This is a genomic window from Bacillus sp. GW823-FHT06B01, from assembly GCF_058952315.1.
Map to the genome: position 1 here is coordinate 51,796 of NZ_JBXAHR010000001.1, position 18,688 is coordinate 70,483.

General features: G+C 34.1%; 17 protein-coding genes. 15 read left to right on the plus strand and 2 right to left on the minus strand.

Features of this window, described 5'->3' with window-relative positions; genetic code table 11:
- Positions 1-8 precede the first annotated feature (8 nt).
- From AC1Q8N_RS00305 to cuyA, 12 genes are all read left to right on the plus strand, one after another.
- A complete protein-coding gene (locus AC1Q8N_RS00305; protein ID WP_098577291.1) occupies positions 9-803 on the plus strand; it encodes a MerR family transcriptional regulator in 795 nt (264 codons plus the stop codon).
- A gap of 109 nt (positions 804-912) precedes the next feature.
- Entirely contained in the window at positions 913-1,746 is an 834-nt protein-coding gene (locus AC1Q8N_RS00310; protein ID WP_048544795.1) for a CPBP family intramembrane glutamic endopeptidase, read from the plus strand.
- 501 nt (positions 1,747-2,247) lie between these two features.
- On the plus strand, positions 2,248-3,237 hold the full coding sequence (locus AC1Q8N_RS00315) for a beta-ketoacyl-ACP synthase III (protein WP_098577292.1): 990 nt from the start codon (positions 2,248-2,250) through the stop codon (positions 3,235-3,237).
- On the plus strand, positions 3,227-4,390 hold the full coding sequence (locus AC1Q8N_RS00320) for an ATP-grasp domain-containing protein (protein ID WP_141520042.1): 1,164 nt from the start codon (positions 3,227-3,229) through the stop codon (positions 4,388-4,390). The genes AC1Q8N_RS00315 and AC1Q8N_RS00320 overlap by 11 nt, the downstream gene beginning before the upstream one ends.
- Entirely contained in the window at positions 4,387-5,373 is a 987-nt protein-coding gene (locus tag AC1Q8N_RS00325) for an NAD-dependent epimerase/dehydratase family protein (protein WP_098048349.1), read from the plus strand. Before AC1Q8N_RS00320 ends, AC1Q8N_RS00325 begins: the two co-directional genes overlap by 4 nt.
- A complete protein-coding gene (locus AC1Q8N_RS00330) occupies positions 5,370-6,221 on the plus strand; it encodes an MBL fold metallo-hydrolase (protein ID WP_098079600.1) in 852 nt (283 codons plus the stop codon). The genes AC1Q8N_RS00325 and AC1Q8N_RS00330 overlap by 4 nt, the downstream gene beginning before the upstream one ends.
- Positions 6,214-7,551 (plus strand): F390 synthetase-related protein, encoded by a 1,338-nt coding sequence (locus AC1Q8N_RS00335; RefSeq protein WP_098079602.1) that lies wholly within the window; start codon positions 6,214-6,216, stop codon positions 7,549-7,551. Before AC1Q8N_RS00330 ends, AC1Q8N_RS00335 begins: the two co-directional genes overlap by 8 nt.
- Entirely contained in the window at positions 7,548-8,693 is a 1,146-nt protein-coding gene (locus AC1Q8N_RS00340) for a hypothetical protein (protein ID WP_098079603.1), read from the plus strand. The genes AC1Q8N_RS00335 and AC1Q8N_RS00340 overlap by 4 nt, the downstream gene beginning before the upstream one ends.
- Positions 8,694-8,891: 198 nt before the next feature.
- On the plus strand, positions 8,892-10,004 hold the full coding sequence (locus tag AC1Q8N_RS00345) for an aminopeptidase (protein ID WP_098077675.1): 1,113 nt from the start codon (positions 8,892-8,894) through the stop codon (positions 10,002-10,004).
- A 371-nt stretch (positions 10,005-10,375) separates the two neighbouring features.
- Entirely contained in the window at positions 10,376-11,917 is a 1,542-nt protein-coding gene (locus tag AC1Q8N_RS00350; protein ID WP_404519689.1) for a serine hydrolase domain-containing protein, read from the plus strand.
- Positions 11,918-12,113: 196 nt separating this feature from the next.
- Positions 12,114-13,346 (plus strand): DUF4073 domain-containing protein, encoded by a 1,233-nt coding sequence (locus tag AC1Q8N_RS00355; RefSeq protein WP_098048353.1) that lies wholly within the window; start codon positions 12,114-12,116, stop codon positions 13,344-13,346.
- Positions 13,347-13,657: 311 nt separating this feature from the next.
- Positions 13,658-14,653: a D-cysteate sulfo-lyase gene (gene cuyA, locus AC1Q8N_RS00360; protein WP_001046585.1), complete on the plus strand. Its 996-nt coding sequence runs from the start codon at positions 13,658-13,660 to the stop codon at positions 14,651-14,653.
- Between the two features lie 170 nt (positions 14,654-14,823).
- Here the strand turns inward: cuyA and AC1Q8N_RS00365 are convergent, their stop codons facing one another.
- A complete protein-coding gene (locus AC1Q8N_RS00365) occupies positions 14,824-15,114 on the minus strand; it encodes a hypothetical protein (RefSeq protein WP_098048354.1) in 291 nt (96 codons plus the stop codon).
- A 102-nt stretch (positions 15,115-15,216) separates the two neighbouring features.
- Here AC1Q8N_RS00365 and AC1Q8N_RS00370 point away from each other — a divergent pair, with 102 nt between their 5' ends.
- Positions 15,217-15,639, plus strand: a complete 423-nt coding sequence (locus AC1Q8N_RS00370; protein ID WP_493520985.1) for a YhfM domain-containing protein — start codon at positions 15,217-15,219, stop codon at positions 15,637-15,639.
- A 291-nt stretch (positions 15,640-15,930) separates the two neighbouring features.
- On the opposite strand, the gene AC1Q8N_RS00375 is transcribed toward AC1Q8N_RS00370, so the two are convergent.
- On the minus strand, positions 15,931-16,062 hold the full coding sequence (locus AC1Q8N_RS00375) for a hypothetical protein (protein WP_493520986.1): 132 nt from the start codon (positions 16,060-16,062) through the stop codon (positions 15,931-15,933).
- Between the two features lie 532 nt (positions 16,063-16,594).
- On the opposite strand from AC1Q8N_RS00375, the gene AC1Q8N_RS00380 reads away from it, so the two are divergent.
- Together AC1Q8N_RS00380 and AC1Q8N_RS00385 are read left to right on the plus strand one after the other, a co-directional pair.
- On the plus strand, positions 16,595-18,040 hold the full coding sequence (locus AC1Q8N_RS00380; protein WP_088092942.1) for a L,D-transpeptidase family protein: 1,446 nt from the start codon (positions 16,595-16,597) through the stop codon (positions 18,038-18,040).
- A gap of 325 nt (positions 18,041-18,365) precedes the next feature.
- On the plus strand, positions 18,366-18,581 hold the full coding sequence (locus tag AC1Q8N_RS00385) for a hypothetical protein (protein ID WP_001104093.1): 216 nt from the start codon (positions 18,366-18,368) through the stop codon (positions 18,579-18,581).
- Positions 18,582-18,688 lie beyond the last annotated feature (107 nt).

Genomic DNA, 18,688 nt, shown 5'->3' on the forward strand with positions numbered 1-18,688 from the left:
AGAACGTAATGTACACAATTGGACAAGTCGCGAAATTTTTAGGTGTATCTAGGGATACTTTGAAGTTTTATGAGGAAAAGGATTTGGTCAAGCCGAAGCAAAATGTTGAAAATGGATATAGAAAATATAATCATTTTGATATATATGATATAACAACGGTCAATTTCTATAGGGAAATGGATATCGAAATAAAAAAAATTCAGGAATTAAGAAAAAGTAAGAGTATAGAGGGAATAAAATCATTGTTGGAAGAGAAAGAACAAGAAGTTTTAGAGGAGATAGAATATAAAAAGCTTCTTTTAAAAAAGGTTCAAATTGTACAAGAAGATTGTGAAAAAATAAAGAAATTTTTAGGGGAATACGTAATAAAAGAAATGAAACCTTTAGAAGTAAAAGGAGAAATAGAGCATTTTACTGCGTATGATGAATATGAATCTTTGAAAAAGAATACGGATAGTTTAAAAAAAGCAGTTACTTTAACATCTTTACGAAGAGTTATAAGTTTTAATAAAGAAGGTATTATAGAAGATAAATTTATAATCGTAAGAAAAGTAGAAGACTTTGATAAAGAGTTAGAAGGGGAAATTCTATCGCATCCAAAATGTATTTATACAGTTATTGAAGATGGAAGATGGTCAACTGGTGGAAAAAGTATTGATGATAATGTGGAATCCAGTTTAAGAAAAGCAGCGATAGAACAAGGGTATGAACTTTTTGGTCTAGTGTATATAAATATATTACTTACCACATATGAAGAGGAACTTGAACGTATATTTTTAGAAATTTATGCACCTGTAAAATAATGCAGACATGTATTGACCTGTGAGTAACCCCCAGGTTTAAGCTGAAAGTATCTGTAAATATAAATACTATTATGTTTACGAAATACTTAGTTTGAAATGGGGATTGTGCATGAATAGAGAAAAGAAACTAACAAAACCAGTAGCGAGTTTTATTGTATTAACCAATATCATTTTTTTGCCGCTTTTCTTGCTTGTAGGTGCTATAAGTATGTTGGAATTTCCTACATGGATTTTTGATGTAATGTTTTGTATATCGTCTTGGTCCTCAACTTTTGCTTTTGCCGTACTATTTAAAAAAATCTATCCAGGGCAGAGCTTTATACAATTTGTAAAAGACAAGTTCAAAAATAAACTTAAAGTTTCTGTAATACTTGTTGTGAGTGTGATTCAAACTTTCATATTTTTAATGATTTTATTTGTCGTGTCTAAAAATAGTGAAGTAGACTCTATTTTTACTGTCACTTCACGGGGAATGCTAATCTATTTCTTTGTTAAAAACTTTCTTGCGGGGCCATTGGGAGAAGAGATAGGATGGAGAGGTTTTGCGCAAATTGAACTCCAAAAGAGGTATTCACCGTTAATAGCTTCGCTAATTATAGGGTTTTGGTGGGGAATGTGGCACCTACCTATTTGGTTTACTACAGGATTTGTAGGCATGGACCTAATTAAATATATTCTATTTTTTATGATCTCTATCATATCTATAAAAATCGTTATGACTGCATTTTATAATTTAAATCAGAATTTAATTATCCCAATCATCATTCATCAATTTTTTAATTTCTTTATTGGGATTATAAAAGGAAACTTAAACGATTTAATTATGTATAACGCGATTTTTTATTTAGTAGTTGCAGTTTTTCTGATTATTATAAATCCAAAGAGGGCTCTGTATGGAGCGGAAGATATAAATAGCAGGAATGGAAAGTATTATAGGACATAGTGATGCATTTATGAAAGACAAGGAAAGCAAATTTAGTGATGGTAGATATGTTTGTTTTATGCAGTATCACTTAAAGCTCCGCCAATTTAATTATATAAATTATTTTTTTATGGAAACAAAAAGGGAAAAGAAGATGTTGAAATGAGTTGTATGTACACTCCATATGTGTATATTTGCTGCTCAATAAACGATCCTCTCACGTAAGTTTATACCACATTTTCACTTTTATTTACAAAAAATACTATTAAATATTTTCGGATAATTGTTATAATATAATTAAATTGTTATAAAAGTTTTTTTCTAGAGTATGTATTTGAAGAATTCTCATGCAAAAAGAGCAAGTTCTCAAGTAGAGAGCTTGCTCTTTTTTGAAGAGAAATATGATTAGAAGTACATAAGGGGATAGCAGGATTTTATAAAAATACTTTCTGTATGTATCCACAACAATGTTTAGATGTATATGATTTTTAAATTTATAAAAAGATTAAGAGGCGATAGAGAATGAAAAGGTATATTAGTATAAAAGGAATTGGCACATATCTTCCAAAACGAAAGGTAGATTCTTTTGAAATAGATCGTATGCTACATGTGCCAGAAGGCTGGACATTAAAAAAAGCTGGGGTAAAAACAAGATATTTTGTTGATGGGGAAACGTCTTCTTATATGGGGGCAGAAGCTGCAAAAAAAGCTGTAGAAGATGCGAAGTTAACTTGGGATGATATCGATTGTATTATTTGCGGAAGCGGAACGATTCAACAAGCGATTCCTTCTACAGCATCACTTATTCAAGAACAGCTCGGGCTACAGCATTCTGGTATTCCATGTTTTGATATCAATTCAACATGTCTAAGTTTCATAACAGCACTTGATACAATTTCTTACGCAATGGAATGCGGGAGATACAAAAATGTTGTTATTATTTCTTCTGAAATTTCTTCTGTTGGATTAAATTGGGGACAAAATGAAAGCAGTATTTTATTCGGTGACGGTGCGGCAGCTGTTGTTATAACAAAAGGCGATCATACATCTTCTATTATTGCTTCCCATATGGAAACATATAGCTCTGGTGCGCATTTATCAGAAATTCGTGGCGGTGGAACGATGATTCATCCTCGCGAGTATAGTGAGGAACGAAAAGAAGACTTCTTGTTCGATATGAATGGAAGAGCCATTTTTAAACTATCTTCTAAGTATTTGTTGAAGTTTATTGACAAGCTACTTATGGATACTGGTTATACGCTAGCCGATATTGATTTAATTGTTCCTCACCAAGCAAGTGGACCAGCTATGAGACTCATTCGTAAAAAATTAGGGGTTGATGAAGAACGCTTTATGACCATTTTTGAAGACTACGGTAATATGATTTCCGCATCTATTCCAGTCGCTCTTTTCGAGGCGATTAAGCAAAAGAAAGTGCAACGTGGAAATAAAATACTACTATTAGGTACTTCTGCAGGACTTTCTATCGGGGGCATCCTTCTTGAATACTAAGAAAACAGTATTAATTACAGGGGCACGTGCACCAGCAGCTCTGCATGTATGCAGACTGTTTCATAACGCTGGACATACCGTTATTATTGCAGATAGTATTCCGTATCCATTAAGTAAAGTTTCAAAGAGTACGGATTACTTTTATGAAATTCCTTCTCCAAAGTGGAAAACAAAAGAAAGTATCCGTGCGCTACTATCCATTATTAAACGTCACAATGTGGATTTGCTTATTCCTACTTGTGAAGAAGTGTTTTATATATCTAAATATAGAGAAGAATTAAGCGCATTTTGCCATGTATTAGTAGATGATTTTCAAAAGCTATCATTACTGCATAATAAGTGGGAATTTATTCAGTTCGTAGCGAATTTAGGGTGGCAAGTACCTGCAACATATAGAATAGATGATGAAGAAGCGATACGTTCAATGATGCACAAAACGCCAGCTCATACTCCTTTTGTACGAAAGCCGATTTTCTCCCGTTTTTCTGATAAAGTGGAATTTATTACAAAAGAGGATGCTCTAAAAGAAAGCATGATAGATAAGTCGAATTATATTATGCAAGAGTTTATACGAGGAACGCAGCATTGTTCTTACAGTATCGCACAATCTGGGGAAGTATTAGCTCACGCTACGTATAAAACGGAATTTACGGCAGGTTTAGGTGCTACCATTGCGTTTCAGCATATGAATCAACCTAAAATTGATCAGTTTGTGAGACATATTGTAAAAGAGCTAAATTTCTCAGGACAAATTGCTTTTGATTTTATCGTTACAGAGGATGGAGATGTGATTCCGATTGAATGTAATCCACGTACTACAAGTGGATTACATTTATTCGATGAGGAAATATTGCCGGCCTTCTTTCATGAAAAGGTAAACAATACACTCATTCCAAGACCAAACTCTGAGTGTGCAATTCGGTTAGCGATGCTTCTATATGGATTTCCTTATTTAAAAAGTAAACAAAAACGTAAGCGATGGTTAAAAGTTCTATGCTCTTATCCAGATATCGTTTATCGCCACAATGATTGGAAACCATTTTTTTATCAGTTTTTTAGCATGTATAAATTGTGGCGTGAAAGTTATAAACAGGAACGGACTATTTTAGAACAAACAACATATGACATATCGTGGGATGGTGAAGATTTATGAAAATGCTAGTAACTGGTGGAACGGGCTTTCTAGGACAAAAACTCGCCTTTCGACTGAAAAATATGGGCCATGAAGTAACGGCAACGGGAAGAAATAAAACAATCGGTAAGGTATTAGAACAAAATGGAATTGAGTTTGTTCATTGTCCTCTTGAAGACAGGGATCGTGTGCTACAAGTTTGTAAAGGTAAAGATTACATCTTTCATAGCGGCGCACTTTCTTCCCCTTGGGGCAAATATGAAGATTTTTATAATGCGAATGTGTTAGGAACGAAACATATTATCGAGGGGTGTCAAAAGTACGGTATAAAACGCCTGATCCACGTATCAACACCAAGTATTTATTTCTATTATGATGAGCGACAAAATGTAGTTGAAAACGCGAAACTTCCTGATACATTTGTAAATCATTATGCAACAACGAAGCACATGGCTGAACAAGCTATTGATCAAGCTTTCGCGCATGGTTTACCAGTTATCACAATACGCCCGCGCGCTTTATTCGGACCAGGAGATAATGCGATTCTTCCGCGTCTTATTAAAGTATGTGAAAAGGGTGCTTTACCGAGAATTGGTACTGAAGATGTTCTTGTTGATATTACGTATGTTGAGAATGTTGTAGATGCTTTACTTCTTTGTATGCATTCCCCAAAACATACATTAGGGCAAAAGTACAATATAACAAATGACGAGCGTGTAAATTTATATGAGGTTATAGAAAATGTAATGAAGCGTCTTGATAAGGAAGTAAAATATAAAAAAATTTCCTACAAAACCGCTTTTTCACTAGCTGCTATACTAGAAGGAATCTCAAAAACTATTTTATTCGGAAAAGAACCTATTCTCACAAAATATACTGTTAGTGTCCTTTCAAAAAGCCAGACATTAAATATTGATAAAGCTAAAGAAGAACTAGAATATGCTCCAAAGATCAGTATAGAAGAAGGAATTACAAAATTTGTAGACTGGTGGAAAATACAATGAAAATCAAATCTTTAAAGCTATATGATACAGGATATTGCACACATCCAGAAAAAATTGCATACTCCAAGGGAAGTTGGAAACAAATATGCTTTCCTGCTACAGTAGGGTTACTCGAGCATCCAGTATTAGGATATATTTTATTTGATACTGGATATGCGGGACATTTTAAAGAGGCGACAAAAAAATTCCCTTACTCTGTATATGCAAAACTTACGCCTGTTCATTTTACGGAAGAGCAATCTATTAAAGAGCAACTTCTTCTTGATGGTATTCAGCCAGAAGAAATTAAATATATTATTCTATCTCATTTTCATGGCGATCATACAGCTGGTTTACCTGACTTTCCAAAAGCGAAAATATTAACCTTCGCAAAAGCTTATGAGGATATTAAAAAGAGAAGTAAATTTGGTGCTCTATTAAAAGGGTGTCTAAAAGATACACTGCCGGTGGATTTAGAGAAGAGGATGTCATTCATTGATCAAACTCCACCGCAAAACTTACCTTCTACATATGGAAAGTTTGAAGAGGGGTATGATGTATTTGATGATGGCTCATTATTTGCTGTTGACTTAACAGGACATGCAATTGGTCAATTTGGTATATTCGTCCATTTGCAGAGTAATAAAATTGTTTTTCTTTGTGCAGACGCAGTGTGGCTAAGTAAAACGTATCAAAACCTTGTATTTCCTAGTAAGATTGCCAACCTTTTAACGAGCGATCCAAAATCTTACCGAAAGAATATTGAGAAGTTACACCATTTATCACAAACATCACCTGAGATTGAAATTGTACCAACTCATTGTGAACATACATGGGATAAAATTAAAGCAGGGGTGTACTATGAATAAACTACGAATTCTCAAGCAATACTTGAAAACAAAATATGGCTCGAGATTTTCAAATCGTAAACAGTTGGAACAGTTTCATAAACAACAAATAGAAAAACATCTTTTGTTTACGATAGAGGCGTCTCCTTTTTATCGCCAATTATATACGCCGTTTTCAAATGAAATTCAAAAGGGGAATTTGGCTGCGCTTCCTATTATTGATAAAGAAGTAATGATGGAACATTTTGATATATTAAATACAGCCCATATTTCAAAGGAAGAAGCGTTTCATGTAGCATTTGAAGCAGAAAAGACCCGGAATTTCTCACCAACCATTCGTAATATAACTGTCGGTTTATCATCAGGTACTAGTGGAAATCGTGGGGTTTTTCTCGTTTCTGAGGAAGAACAAACGTTGTGGGCTGGCTCGATTATTGGAAAGGTGCTTCCTTCTAGCATTCTACATAAACACACGATTGCTTTTTTCTTACGTGCAAATAGCAATTTATACGAAGCGACAAAAAATAAGCGAATCTCATTTCATTTTTTTGATTTACTAGATTCGTTTCAGCAGCATATCACGCGATTAAATGAAATACAGCCCTCTATTTTAATTGCACCCCCGTCTATGTTACGGAACATTGCTGACTGGCAGCAAGAAGGACTCATTACGATTTGTCCTAAGAAAATTATCTCTGTAGCAGAAGTGCTTGAAGATATTGATAGAGAGTTTATTTGTGCAACTTTTAAGCAAACAGTACACCAAGTTTACCAATGTACAGAAGGTTTTCTTGCTACCACCTGCAAGCAGGGGACGTTACACATTAATGAAGATCTCGTTCATATTGAAAAAGAATACTTAGATCAAGAGAAAGGGATATTCGTTCCCATTATTACTGATTTCATGAGGAAAACACAGCCGATTATACGCTATCGTCTCAATGACATATTAATTGAGAAGAAAACGCCGTGCAGCTGTGGTTCACCTTTTTTAGCGCTAGAACGAATTGATGGTCGATGTGACGATATATTTATTGGAATAAGTGAATTGGATAATAAAGAAATATCTATTTTTCCAGATTTCATTAGAAGAGCAATTTTGTTTGCATCTAGTGACATTCAAGAATTTAAAGTAATACAGCATAGCGTAGACAAAATTGAAATTAAACTTAAAGCACTACCTGAAAATCTGGAATTATGTAAATCAAATGTAATGAAAGAGTTACATACACTATGGTCTACTAAAAAGTGTGCGATACCACATTTTTTCTTTTCCCATTACGATATTCAAGTATATGATAAAAAATTAAAAAGAATAGAAAGTCTTGTAAGGCGTGGTGAACATAAATGATTCAGTTACACGATGTTCATTCCTTGCATAGCATTGATTGGGAATCAAAAAAAGATGGGGCATATGTGCGAGATAGTTTCCTGCCTCTTTTTCAAAAGGGCGTTACAGCATGTATTGAAAATGTTAACACGGAGCTCTTTCTATTAGAAATCGATGATCTCATCTTGCCAGTTACCCTTAATAACGCAGAGTTCGAAAATTCATATGTATGTTCTCCTTATACACATTACGTATCTTATGCGTTAGAAGAGCTATGGGAGTTGAAAAAACCGTGGCTAGAGAAGCTATTAACCTATCCGATTCATCTTATGGGAAGTTGGCTACGACAAACGAATATTAATAAAGTAATTGTCGTAAATAATTGGATGCTTTCAACAAACCTTTATCACTCTATCAACGAACGACAAATCGAACAAATTACAAATCTATTTGTTGAGAAATTTCCAGAGCATACAATTTTATTTCGCTCTTTAAATAATGCATTATATCCTGTAACGACAGAAGCACTATCTACAGTAGGTTACAAGAAAATTATGTCTCGTTCTATATACTTATTTGATCCGAAACACTATAAAAAAATGAATCGAAAAAAACGAAAAGACTTATTAAACGATAAAAGCTTATTAGAGAAAAGCAATTATGAAATCATTACGAATGAAGAATTAACAAAGGAGGATATTTTACAAATTTCCCATTTATACAACCAACTATATATCGAAAAATATTCCGCCCATAACCCAATGTTTACACCCGCTTATTTATGGAATGCTCTTCAGCATCGTTTATTTGAGATAAAGGCCATAAAAAAAGGGGATACAATTGATGGTGTTATTGCTTATTTTATTCGGGATGGAGTTATGACAACGCCGATCCTTGGCTATAATACAAACTCTGACCAGCAACAAGGTTTATACCGTATACTTTCCCTCCTTATTACAATGGATTCTATCGAAAAAGATTTAATTTGCCATTGTAGTGCTGGGGCTGGAGAGTTCAAACGAAATCGTGGTGCAACACAGGAGATTGAATACAGTTATGTATATAACGATCATCTACCACCTAGCCAACAAAAGGTATGGAAAGTATTAATGTGGATATTAAATATATATATAGAACCGATGGCAAAAAAACATCGCTTTTAAACAAAAAGACTTTTAGGATTGCTTGTTACCTGGAACTCTTTATTTAAGTGTAGCTGCACTACCTATGTTATGGGGTTTATATAGTATATTTTTAATAATTTATTTTATATGTATCGTTTGGATGAAAGAGAGAAGTGCTTAAAAGAGTAGTTCTCTTTTTTCAGTTTTTGAAACGGAAATGAAAGGGTGAGAGGTGTAGTGAAGCAGAGATTATCGAAATTAGCAGATGTACTAGTCAATCATTCTACAAAAGTACAGCCTGGTGATCAAGTGTTGATCCAAAGTGTTACAGAAATAGATCCCGCAGTCGTTCGTGAAATTATTAAGTCCGTAGAAAAAGCAGGTGGATATGCGCATGTATCAATGCGCGATGTGTCTGTAACGAGGCAATTAATTTTGTCAGGATCTGAAGAACAATTTAAGTTGTTAGCAGATTGGGAGTGTTACCGATTAAGTAAGATGCAAGTGTATATTAATCTCCGAAGCCCTAGAAATGCATATGAATTAGCAGATGTACCAGCAGAAAAAATGAAGTTATATCAAAAGATATTTGGAAAAGCTCATAGTGAAGCTGTGTATAAAACGAGATGGGTGACAACTCGCATTCCAAATGCGGCTTCTGCGCAAGAAGCAAATCTGAGCACGGAGGCTTATGAAAAATTCTACTATGATGTATGTACGCTAGATTACAACAATATGTCAAAAGAAATGGAGCCATTAAAAGAATTAATGGAAAGGACAAAACGAGTGAGGATTATTGGAGAAGGAACAGATTTGGAGTTTTCCATTGAAGGAATAGGCGTTTTAAAGGGAGATGGTACGGATAATATCCCTGATGGCGAAATATATACAGCACCTGTCAAAGATTCTGTAAATGGAGTAATAACATGTAACACAGTATCCGTTCAACAAGGTTATGCGTTTCAAAATATAAAGTTACATGTGAAACAAGGGAAAATAATAGAGGCATATGCAAATGATACAGAGCGAATAAATCAAATTTTGGATACGGATGAGGGAGCAAGATATATAGGGGAATTTGCACTAGCGTTTAATCCCTACATATTACACCCGATGAATAATACGTTATTTGATGAAAAAATAAATGGTAGTTATCATATAGCAATTGGAGATTCGTTACAAGGCGCAGATAACGGGAATACATCAGCGATACATTGGGATTTAGTAAACATTCAAAGGCCAGAGTATGGCGGTGGTGAAATTTGGTTTGATGATGTATTGATAAGAAAAGATGGGCGTTTTATTTTACAAGAGTTATTTGGATTAAATGAAGAAAATTTGAAAAGGTAAAAACTACGTTTATGTAAGTAGGTTACATAAAATAATCAATCTTTTTCATGGGAATTTAAGGAAGACGAAAGAACCTCACACATTTTAATCAAAATGTGTGAGGTTCTTTTTTTATAAAATAAACATTTGTAGTGTGGAATATATCTAATTAACCAAACTAGTATTTTAGGGACATTAACTGAAACTATAAATATAACTGCATGTCTATCTTTTTTATGAATCTCATTGCCCGCGGATAAAGGACAATAATAGTAGAACTTTGATTTTCATTACAATTTTGTAAGGTTAAGTAATAAAAATCGATAGAATGCGATATTAGAATAGGATACTCTGATTGATGGGTAGAATATTCTGAAAAAGGGGTAGAGCAAATGAAGAATAGACAAAAAGCATCGATAATATGCAAAAGTATTTTATGTTTCATCATTTGTATATTTATTACGAATGAAGCATGGTTTACAAATGTGGTGAGGGCAGAATCGAGTACGTTGACTGATAGGAGTATAGAGGATTTCAAAAAAAAGCTGGATGAACATGTGCCAAAATGGCAGGGGAATTATGAGGTGCCAGGGGTTGCAATAGGGATTGTACATGAGGGGCGTATTACTTATACACTAAACTACGGTTATGTAGATAAAAAGACAAAAAAAGCGGTGAATGAGGATACATTATTTCAAGCTGGTTCCATATCTAAAAGCCTTACAGCGTGGGGAATCTTGCATCTTGTAGATGAAGGACGTTTATCACTAGATGATCCCGCTGAAAAATATCTGACCAAATGGAAATTATCTAATTCAGAGTTTCATAATAATGAAGTCACAATAAGAAGATTGTTAAGTCATACAGCAGGGGTGTCTGCACATAAAGGATACCTCGGGGTTGCACCAGGGAAACATCTTGACTCTATCGAGGAGTCTTTGTCTGGAAAAGGATGGCTTAATGAACCAGTGGAAGTTACCAATAAACCAGGTTCAGAAGCAATATACTCTGGTGTAGGATATACAATTTTACAACTTGTAATTGAAGAGGTTACCGGAATACCGTTTGATCATTATATGGAAGAACAAATTATGAAACCTTTAGGAATGAAATCTAGTTTATTCTTACAACGTCCTGAAAACCAAAACCTTTCGAAAGCTTATGGATATTTTGGAGAGGAGCTCCCTAGTTACCAATTTACCGAACAGGCTGCTGCAGGCCTCAAGACAAATGTTACGGATATGATGACATTGATACTTGCAAGCGTGGATGCACATAATAAAGGGAATGGTGTCATCAAAAGTGAACGTGTTGAAGAAATGCAAAAGCCGGTATTAGGGGAGAATGGTTTAGGTATATTTGAAAAAAAACTATCTAATCAATGGAAATTACTTTATCATTCTGGTGACAATCGAGGCTGGCATTCTTTTTATGGTTTCATTCCTAATACAAAGGATGGATTGGTAATCCTTACAAATGGTGAAGGTGGTATAGACTTACGACAGGATATTTACCATGCATGGATTGAACATGAAACTGGAAAATTACCCGAAAGTTACTTCTCTCTAGCTGAGCAGAGAAAAAACAACTCTATTACATCAATTGTTATTGGAGCCACACTTGGTTTATATTTGCTGCTATTTGTAATTAGATTGTACAAAGGTAGAAGAACTTTCATTTTTAAGCAAGAGAAGAGATCCTACATCGGATTAGTAGTTAGGACATTTTTACTTATTATTACTGCTATCCTCGTTTTTTGTGCTGCCTATTTGTGGAGAGTTTTCAGCTTAAATTCCGGTAATACAATAAATTTTATTCTAATAATGGTATGGATTATAACATTATTAATTAGTGGATTTTTCCCGAAAATTAGAAGTAATAAAAAACAATGTATGAAACGAAAAGATTTAACATCAAAATTTACATTTATGTAATGTTAAAAGCTAGAAAGCTAGATTGGCGTAAATCGCTAATTGTGGTTTGCAAAAAACGACAAAATCTCTTAAAAAACACTTAACTTTTAACGTCATCTATCTTTACAATCCCTCCCTATAATGTGAATTGGACAAGCACCTAAGAGCAAGTAGAACATGTCAGTTTATACATTCTATTATTAGGGGGAGAATTTGTATGAAAAAGGCAGTTGCTTCGTTAGCTGTTATGGCGGCATTATTACCGACATTTTCAGTACATGCGGAAGGGAAAGAGCAAACCCGAAAATCAGCTACAACTTTTAACGTTATTAGTGATATTCAAGGGGATTTAGGAGACTTTGATCATGTGTTAAAAGATATGAACAAAGTGACGCCACTTTCTAGAGCGCTTATTATGAATGGGGATATAACGCCAACGGGACAACAATCACAATACGATGATGTGAAGCGTGTGTTAAACAAAAATAAGCACCCAGAAAATGTATGGTCAACTGTTGGGAATCATGAGTTTTACGCTGGTAAATGGACAGCTGATGGAAAGCTCTCTCAAAATACATGGCCAAATGGTGTAACGGAAGAAACGCTATTTAACCGCTACTTACAATTTAGCGGGCAAGAAAAGGTATATCATAAAAAAGAATTAGACGGTTATCCGCTTTTATTTTTAGGAACTGAAAAATATATGAAATACCACGATTCAAAAATGTGGGATGAAGTATTTATGAGTGATGAGCAATTAGGTTGGTTAAAACAAAATTTAGAAGAGTACAGTCAAAAAGATAAAAATAAGCCAATCTTCATTTTCTCTCATCACGTTTTACCTGATACAGTATCTGGATCGAGACAATCACCGTATTTAAATGACTATTTAAACGTGGATAAATTGTACGATATATTAAAAGACTATCCGCAAGTTGTTTTCTTCACGAGTCATACGCATTGGGATTTAAACTTACCAGACTGGGCTGGTAAAAAGAAAATTGCAGGCGGAGATGAAAAAGGATTTACAGTTGTAAATACGGGTGGGATTGAAACAGGCTGGATGTCAGCTGGACCAAATGGCGGAGAGAAGACTGCTCCAGATGGATATTCATTTAAACAAGGATTACAAGTGAAAGCATATGGTAACGATGTAATGGTAACAGCTTACGATTATAAACGTGATAAGGATATAAAGAAGCTATTAATTAGTGATGCGAAAGTCGCACAAATGGCACCAAATGTAACAGCTGACGATAGTAAAAATGTAATTGTCGGTGCAACGGAATATATGGAGTACTCTGTAGAAGGAACGAGTGAGTGGAATACGTATAATCCAGGAAACCCACCAAAATTTGATGGGAACAAGACTGTATACGTACGCCATAAAGGTGAAATGAATTTAGAGCCAGGATTAACACAGCTTCTTCGGTTTTCGGCAAATAAGTGATTAGTAAGGGCCTACTTTTTAATAAGTGGGCTCTTTTGTGTTGTCGTTTTTTATCGGTAAGTCGATATATTTCAAGTTATGGACGATATATTTGAAAAAATCGTTCATATAAACTTCATGTACCGAAATAAAGTGAAAGTTATTAATGTAATTTCACGTACCGTATTGAGGTTAAAATTATTAATACAATTCCATTCACAAAAACCAAATCCCAACACATTTTTCACTCAGAAAGATGACTTCAACATTTTTACATGTAATAATAGTATCGTTACATACATTGTGAAAGAAGTACAAAAGGAGCGTTATTAATGAATTTAGCTAAATTTCCGAGGAAAAAATATACAGAGTCATATACTCCGATTGAAAAATTAAACAATTTTTCTGAAGCACTTGGTGGGCCGACTATTTATTTTAAACGAGATGATTTACTTGGTTTAACAGCTGGTGGTAATAAGACGAGAAAGTTAGAGTTTCTAGTTGCAGATGCACAGGCAAAAGGTGCAGATACGTTAATTACAGCTGGTGGTATTCAGTCAAATCATTGCCGTCTAACACTGGCAGCTGCGGTAAAAGAAAAAATGAAATGTATCCTTGTATTAGAAGAAGGGCTTGAGCCAGAAGAGAAGCCAGACTTTAACGGAAACTATTTCTTATATCATTTACTAGGTGCTGAAAATGTAATTGTTGTACCAAACGGAGCAGATCTTATGGAAGAGATGCATAAAGTAGCGAAAGAAGTAAGTGAAAAAGGTAATACACCATATGTCATACCAGTTGGTGGATCAAATCCTACTGGTGCAATGGGATACGTTGCTTGTGCGCAAGAAATTATGGCACAATCATTTGACCAAGGAATTGATTTCAGTACAGTTGTTTGTGTAAGTGGTAGTGCTGGTATGCACGCTGGTTTAATTACTGGTTTTGCTGGAACACAAAGTCACATTCCTGTAATCGGAATCAACGTAAGTAGAGGAAAAGCAGAACAAGAAGAGAAAGTAGCAAAACTTGTAGAGGAAACGTCAGCTCACGTTGGTATTCCGAACTTTATCCCGCGCGAAGCTGTTACATGCTTTGATGAATATGTAGGACCAGGTTACGCGTTACCAACACCAGAAATGGTGGAAGCAGTTCAATTACTTGCGAAAACTGAAGGTATTTTACTCGATCCAGTATATACAGGTAAAGCAGTAGCGGGACTAATCGACTTAATTAAAAAAGGTACATTTAATAAAGAAGACAACATTTTATTCGTACATTCAGGTGGTTCACCAGCGTTATATGCGAATACATCTTTATTTGCGTAAGTGTAAAAAAGCATTGGGTATCCAATGCTTTTTTGTTATATACTGGAATTATTATGAAATGAGAAGGGAGATTATATGAGTTCAAATGTAAAATGGATCATATATACGGTACTTAGCATTTCTATTCTGTTAATTTTATTTGTGGCTTATGGAATTTATTTATATTTCACTTAAGCGAAATGGTAACCAAACCAAAGGAAAAATAAAATAATTGTTGTGTTAAATAGAGTAAAACATAAACCGATAATGGCTAAAATTTTCTTCTCAGCTCGGCTACAAAAAGAGATGATTGCTAAAAGGATTGCTATAACAGCGGAAGCTAATATGAAGTAGGCGAAAGGCACGACATATTCTACTCCAACTCTGTCTAAAATAGGTGCGAAGAGAAAGAGATTAATAGTAACGAATATACTTACAATGAGAAACATATAACTTTTCCAAGTGTATGTTTGTAACTGCATAGAACGACACTCCTTTCTCTTTATTATTTATATTTTTAAGTTTAAATTAATTACCTTTATTTTACAAATCGAAATATTTTGTATTGAAAAGAGGGTATGAATATGAAAATTAGAAATTGGTCTCTAGTCTTTATTGCGATCTGTATACTCATAATAACCGGCTGTTCAAATATAGTAGGAAATGAAGATCAAAGAATTCAAGTGCAAAAACATATTGGTGATAATGAATATAAAGATTTTAAGATGGCGACAGATAATAACGAAGTATTGCAAGTAAAGAAAATATTAAATGATATTACTTTTGAAAATAAAAAAGTGGAAATGTCTCGTCCAGCTGATTATCACTTTATTTTTCAATTTAAAAATCCGAAAATAGAGGCGAAAGCTGTGTCGTATCAAATTTGGGTAAGCCCTAATAAGGATAAAATAGAAATCAAGACGGGGGATAATCGGTACGCTCAATTAGAAGGGAAACATGCAGCCGCTTTGTTTCAGATTGTTACAGGGGAGAAACTAGTTGAATAAACGTATATAGGGTTATAGGAACTCAGCTCGTATTTTTCATTTTGGAGATAATTAGTATTCAACAAAAATAGCTATCTTTTTATATTGGAATAAATATTGAGAATCGGATAAAATGGAAATTGGACATTGACTTGATGAGCATGAGGTTCTCCGCTTATAAGCAGGTTAATGAACATTAAGGTGTCCATTAATCCGCCATTGAATAATAATGCTAGGAAATATATTGTTTTTACAAAGATTCGATGTTATGTTTAATTTTCTCAATATAATATTTTCCTTATATAGGAGTGGCTATTTGAAGAAGTTAATATTATTAGTTTTATTAGCTACATGTTGTCTCACCATTGCAGGATGTTCTAATAATAGGATTACACCAAAGAATGATTCTAAAACTTCAACACCTGAAAAGGTTAATCGTATCAATAAAGCGTGGTACAAACATATATAATAGTTTTAAAGAAACTTGAAATTGTTGATGATAAAGGTCATAAGGTGAAATTCGTTAGGCCGATAGTAGGGGCTGTGAAACCGGGTAAAAAGCGGGAAGCATAGCTCGCATTTAAATTAATAAAATATTCGAAATTAAAATATTCACAAAAAAGAGTCTACATGTAGGCCATTTTTTGTGGATATTTTTCATAGATAAAAGACATTCTAATGTGCCTGCCTCTAACTTTAACCTTCTAAAAATTATTTTACTAGGTTAAAATGTTTATAGAGAGTATCGCCCTTCAAAATTCAGTGAATGTGAAGGGCTCATAATAACTCGATTGGTGTGGTCCTTTTTCACTTTATCTACCATCTTTATATATCTTTCTATTAAAAAATCTAACTTTAATCGATTAAATGAAATGAAATCTGTTAAAAATAATGAAATTTCAGGAAAAATAAGGTACACTATTCAATGGTTTTGGTTTAAAATCGATTGACGTTAATGTATACGGGGGAAAGATTGATGAACAACAATACAGTAAATGAATCTGTTGAAGAAGTTGGGAAAAAACGGGTAAGATCAAAAAAACGCTTTACAAATTGGAAGCTAATCGCAGCGGGTGGCGGTTTCATTGCACTTCTTATTGGAGGAATGAGCTATTATCAAGCAACTCACTTCAATTCGAATGTTACGATTAACGATACAAAAGTCGGTGGTTTGAGCGCTGATCAGGCAATACAGGAATTAAAAACATCTGGACTAGCAAACAAAGTCTATATTGATCAACAACAAATTTTAGATGAACAAGATACAAAAACGGAACTGACGGAAAAAGACTTGCCACAAGTTAAGAAGCTATTAAAAAGTCAGTGGACATTTTTCCCTTCCACAAAGGAAAAAGATTATTCATTGCTACCGAAAGAAGCGGATCAGTATCGTAGTGAAACGATGAAAAAACTTGTAGAAGAAAAGCTTGTCTCTATGAATGAAAAATTAAAAGCGCCTCAAGATGCTATGGCTAAGCTCGAACAAGGAAAAGTTGTTATTGCGAAGAGCGTTGATGGAAAACAGTATGACGTTACGAATCTACTAAAAGATTACGACAAGCAGAAGCATAAAAGCGAAATTCATCTAAAGTCTGCATACATACAGCCTATTAAAGAAGACGATCCGATTATTAAAAAAGAAGAGAAAGCATTACAAAATCTTCTTACGCAGTCTGTTGATTATAAAGTGCAGGATGAAGTGTATTCATTAAAAGCGAAAGATTTAATTCAAAATGCTACTATGTCAAAGGATATGAAAGTAACAATCGATGCGAGCGAAATTAAGAATAAGGTTGCTGAAATTAATAAGGCTAAATCTACATTACATAAAGACTTCGCTTTTAAAACACATTCTGGTTCGGTTATATCAGTAAAAGGACAAGGATACGGCTGGGCACTAGATGTGGAAAAAGAAACAAAACAAGTTCAACAAGCCTTTGAGAAAGGCGAGAAATCGCTTTCTGCTTCTAATATTCACGGGAATGGTTGGGAGAAGGAAGGGATCGGCTATAAAACAACATCGAATAATGGCATTGGAGACACATATGCAGAAGTTTCTATTGCAGATCAACAAATTTGGATTTATAAAGATGGGAAATTAGTTGTCACAACTAATGTAGTAACAGGTAAACATAGCACGAGTGAAGATACATCACCAGGTGTGTGGTACGTTCTATATAAACGAACACCATACACGCTTAAAGGAAGCGCAGTAGGTAAAGCTGATTATGCAGTGAAAGTAGATTACTGGGTTCCATTCACAAATAGCGGTCAAGGATTCCATGATGCAGGCTGGCGAAAAGACTGGGGAAATAATGCTTATTTAACAGGAGGATCAGGCGGGTGTGTAAACCTTCTTCCTAACGTTGCAAAAACTGTATATGATAGTTTGAACACGTATGATCCAGTTATTGTTTACTAATAGCTATGTATTAAGACCATAAACGAATAAACAAAGCAAGAAATCTTACTTGATGTATATGAAAAAAAACCTCTTGAATTCGCATGCAAATTCAAGAGGTTTTTTTGTTTGAAAACAAGAGTTCGTTGCTTATAAGAAACAAAGTAGAAAGAGATTGAGATGAAGAAACAGGTATTCAAATAGTCAATAAAATTGACATTGAATATCATTTTCACTTATTATAGAATCATTGCATTTAATTAGACATGACTTTTTTATTAATATAATAGATTTTTAATAAGGTGTGCCATTAAAGAATTTAAACGTAGGAAAGGGTAATATAAAAATGAACTGGAAAAAAGGCGGATTATGGATCATTATTTTTTTCATTGTAAAAGGTACGATTTCTACACTGTTAATCGTTACAGGTGCTAAATATTTTAATTTATCATTTATGCAACTTTTCGCACTAGTACTGATCTTATTACTGATTTCTCTCATAAGCCGAAAATTGCTGTATAAACATAAACAAAACAAAAAGCAAAAAGAGCTAAATATATAATGAAACCCCAGAGACCTTTGGATTTCTGGGGTTTTATTTCGATAGTTTTTTCTACATGTATATCAACTTAACAGAAAAGGTTGTCCAAAATGATAAAATCGATGTTG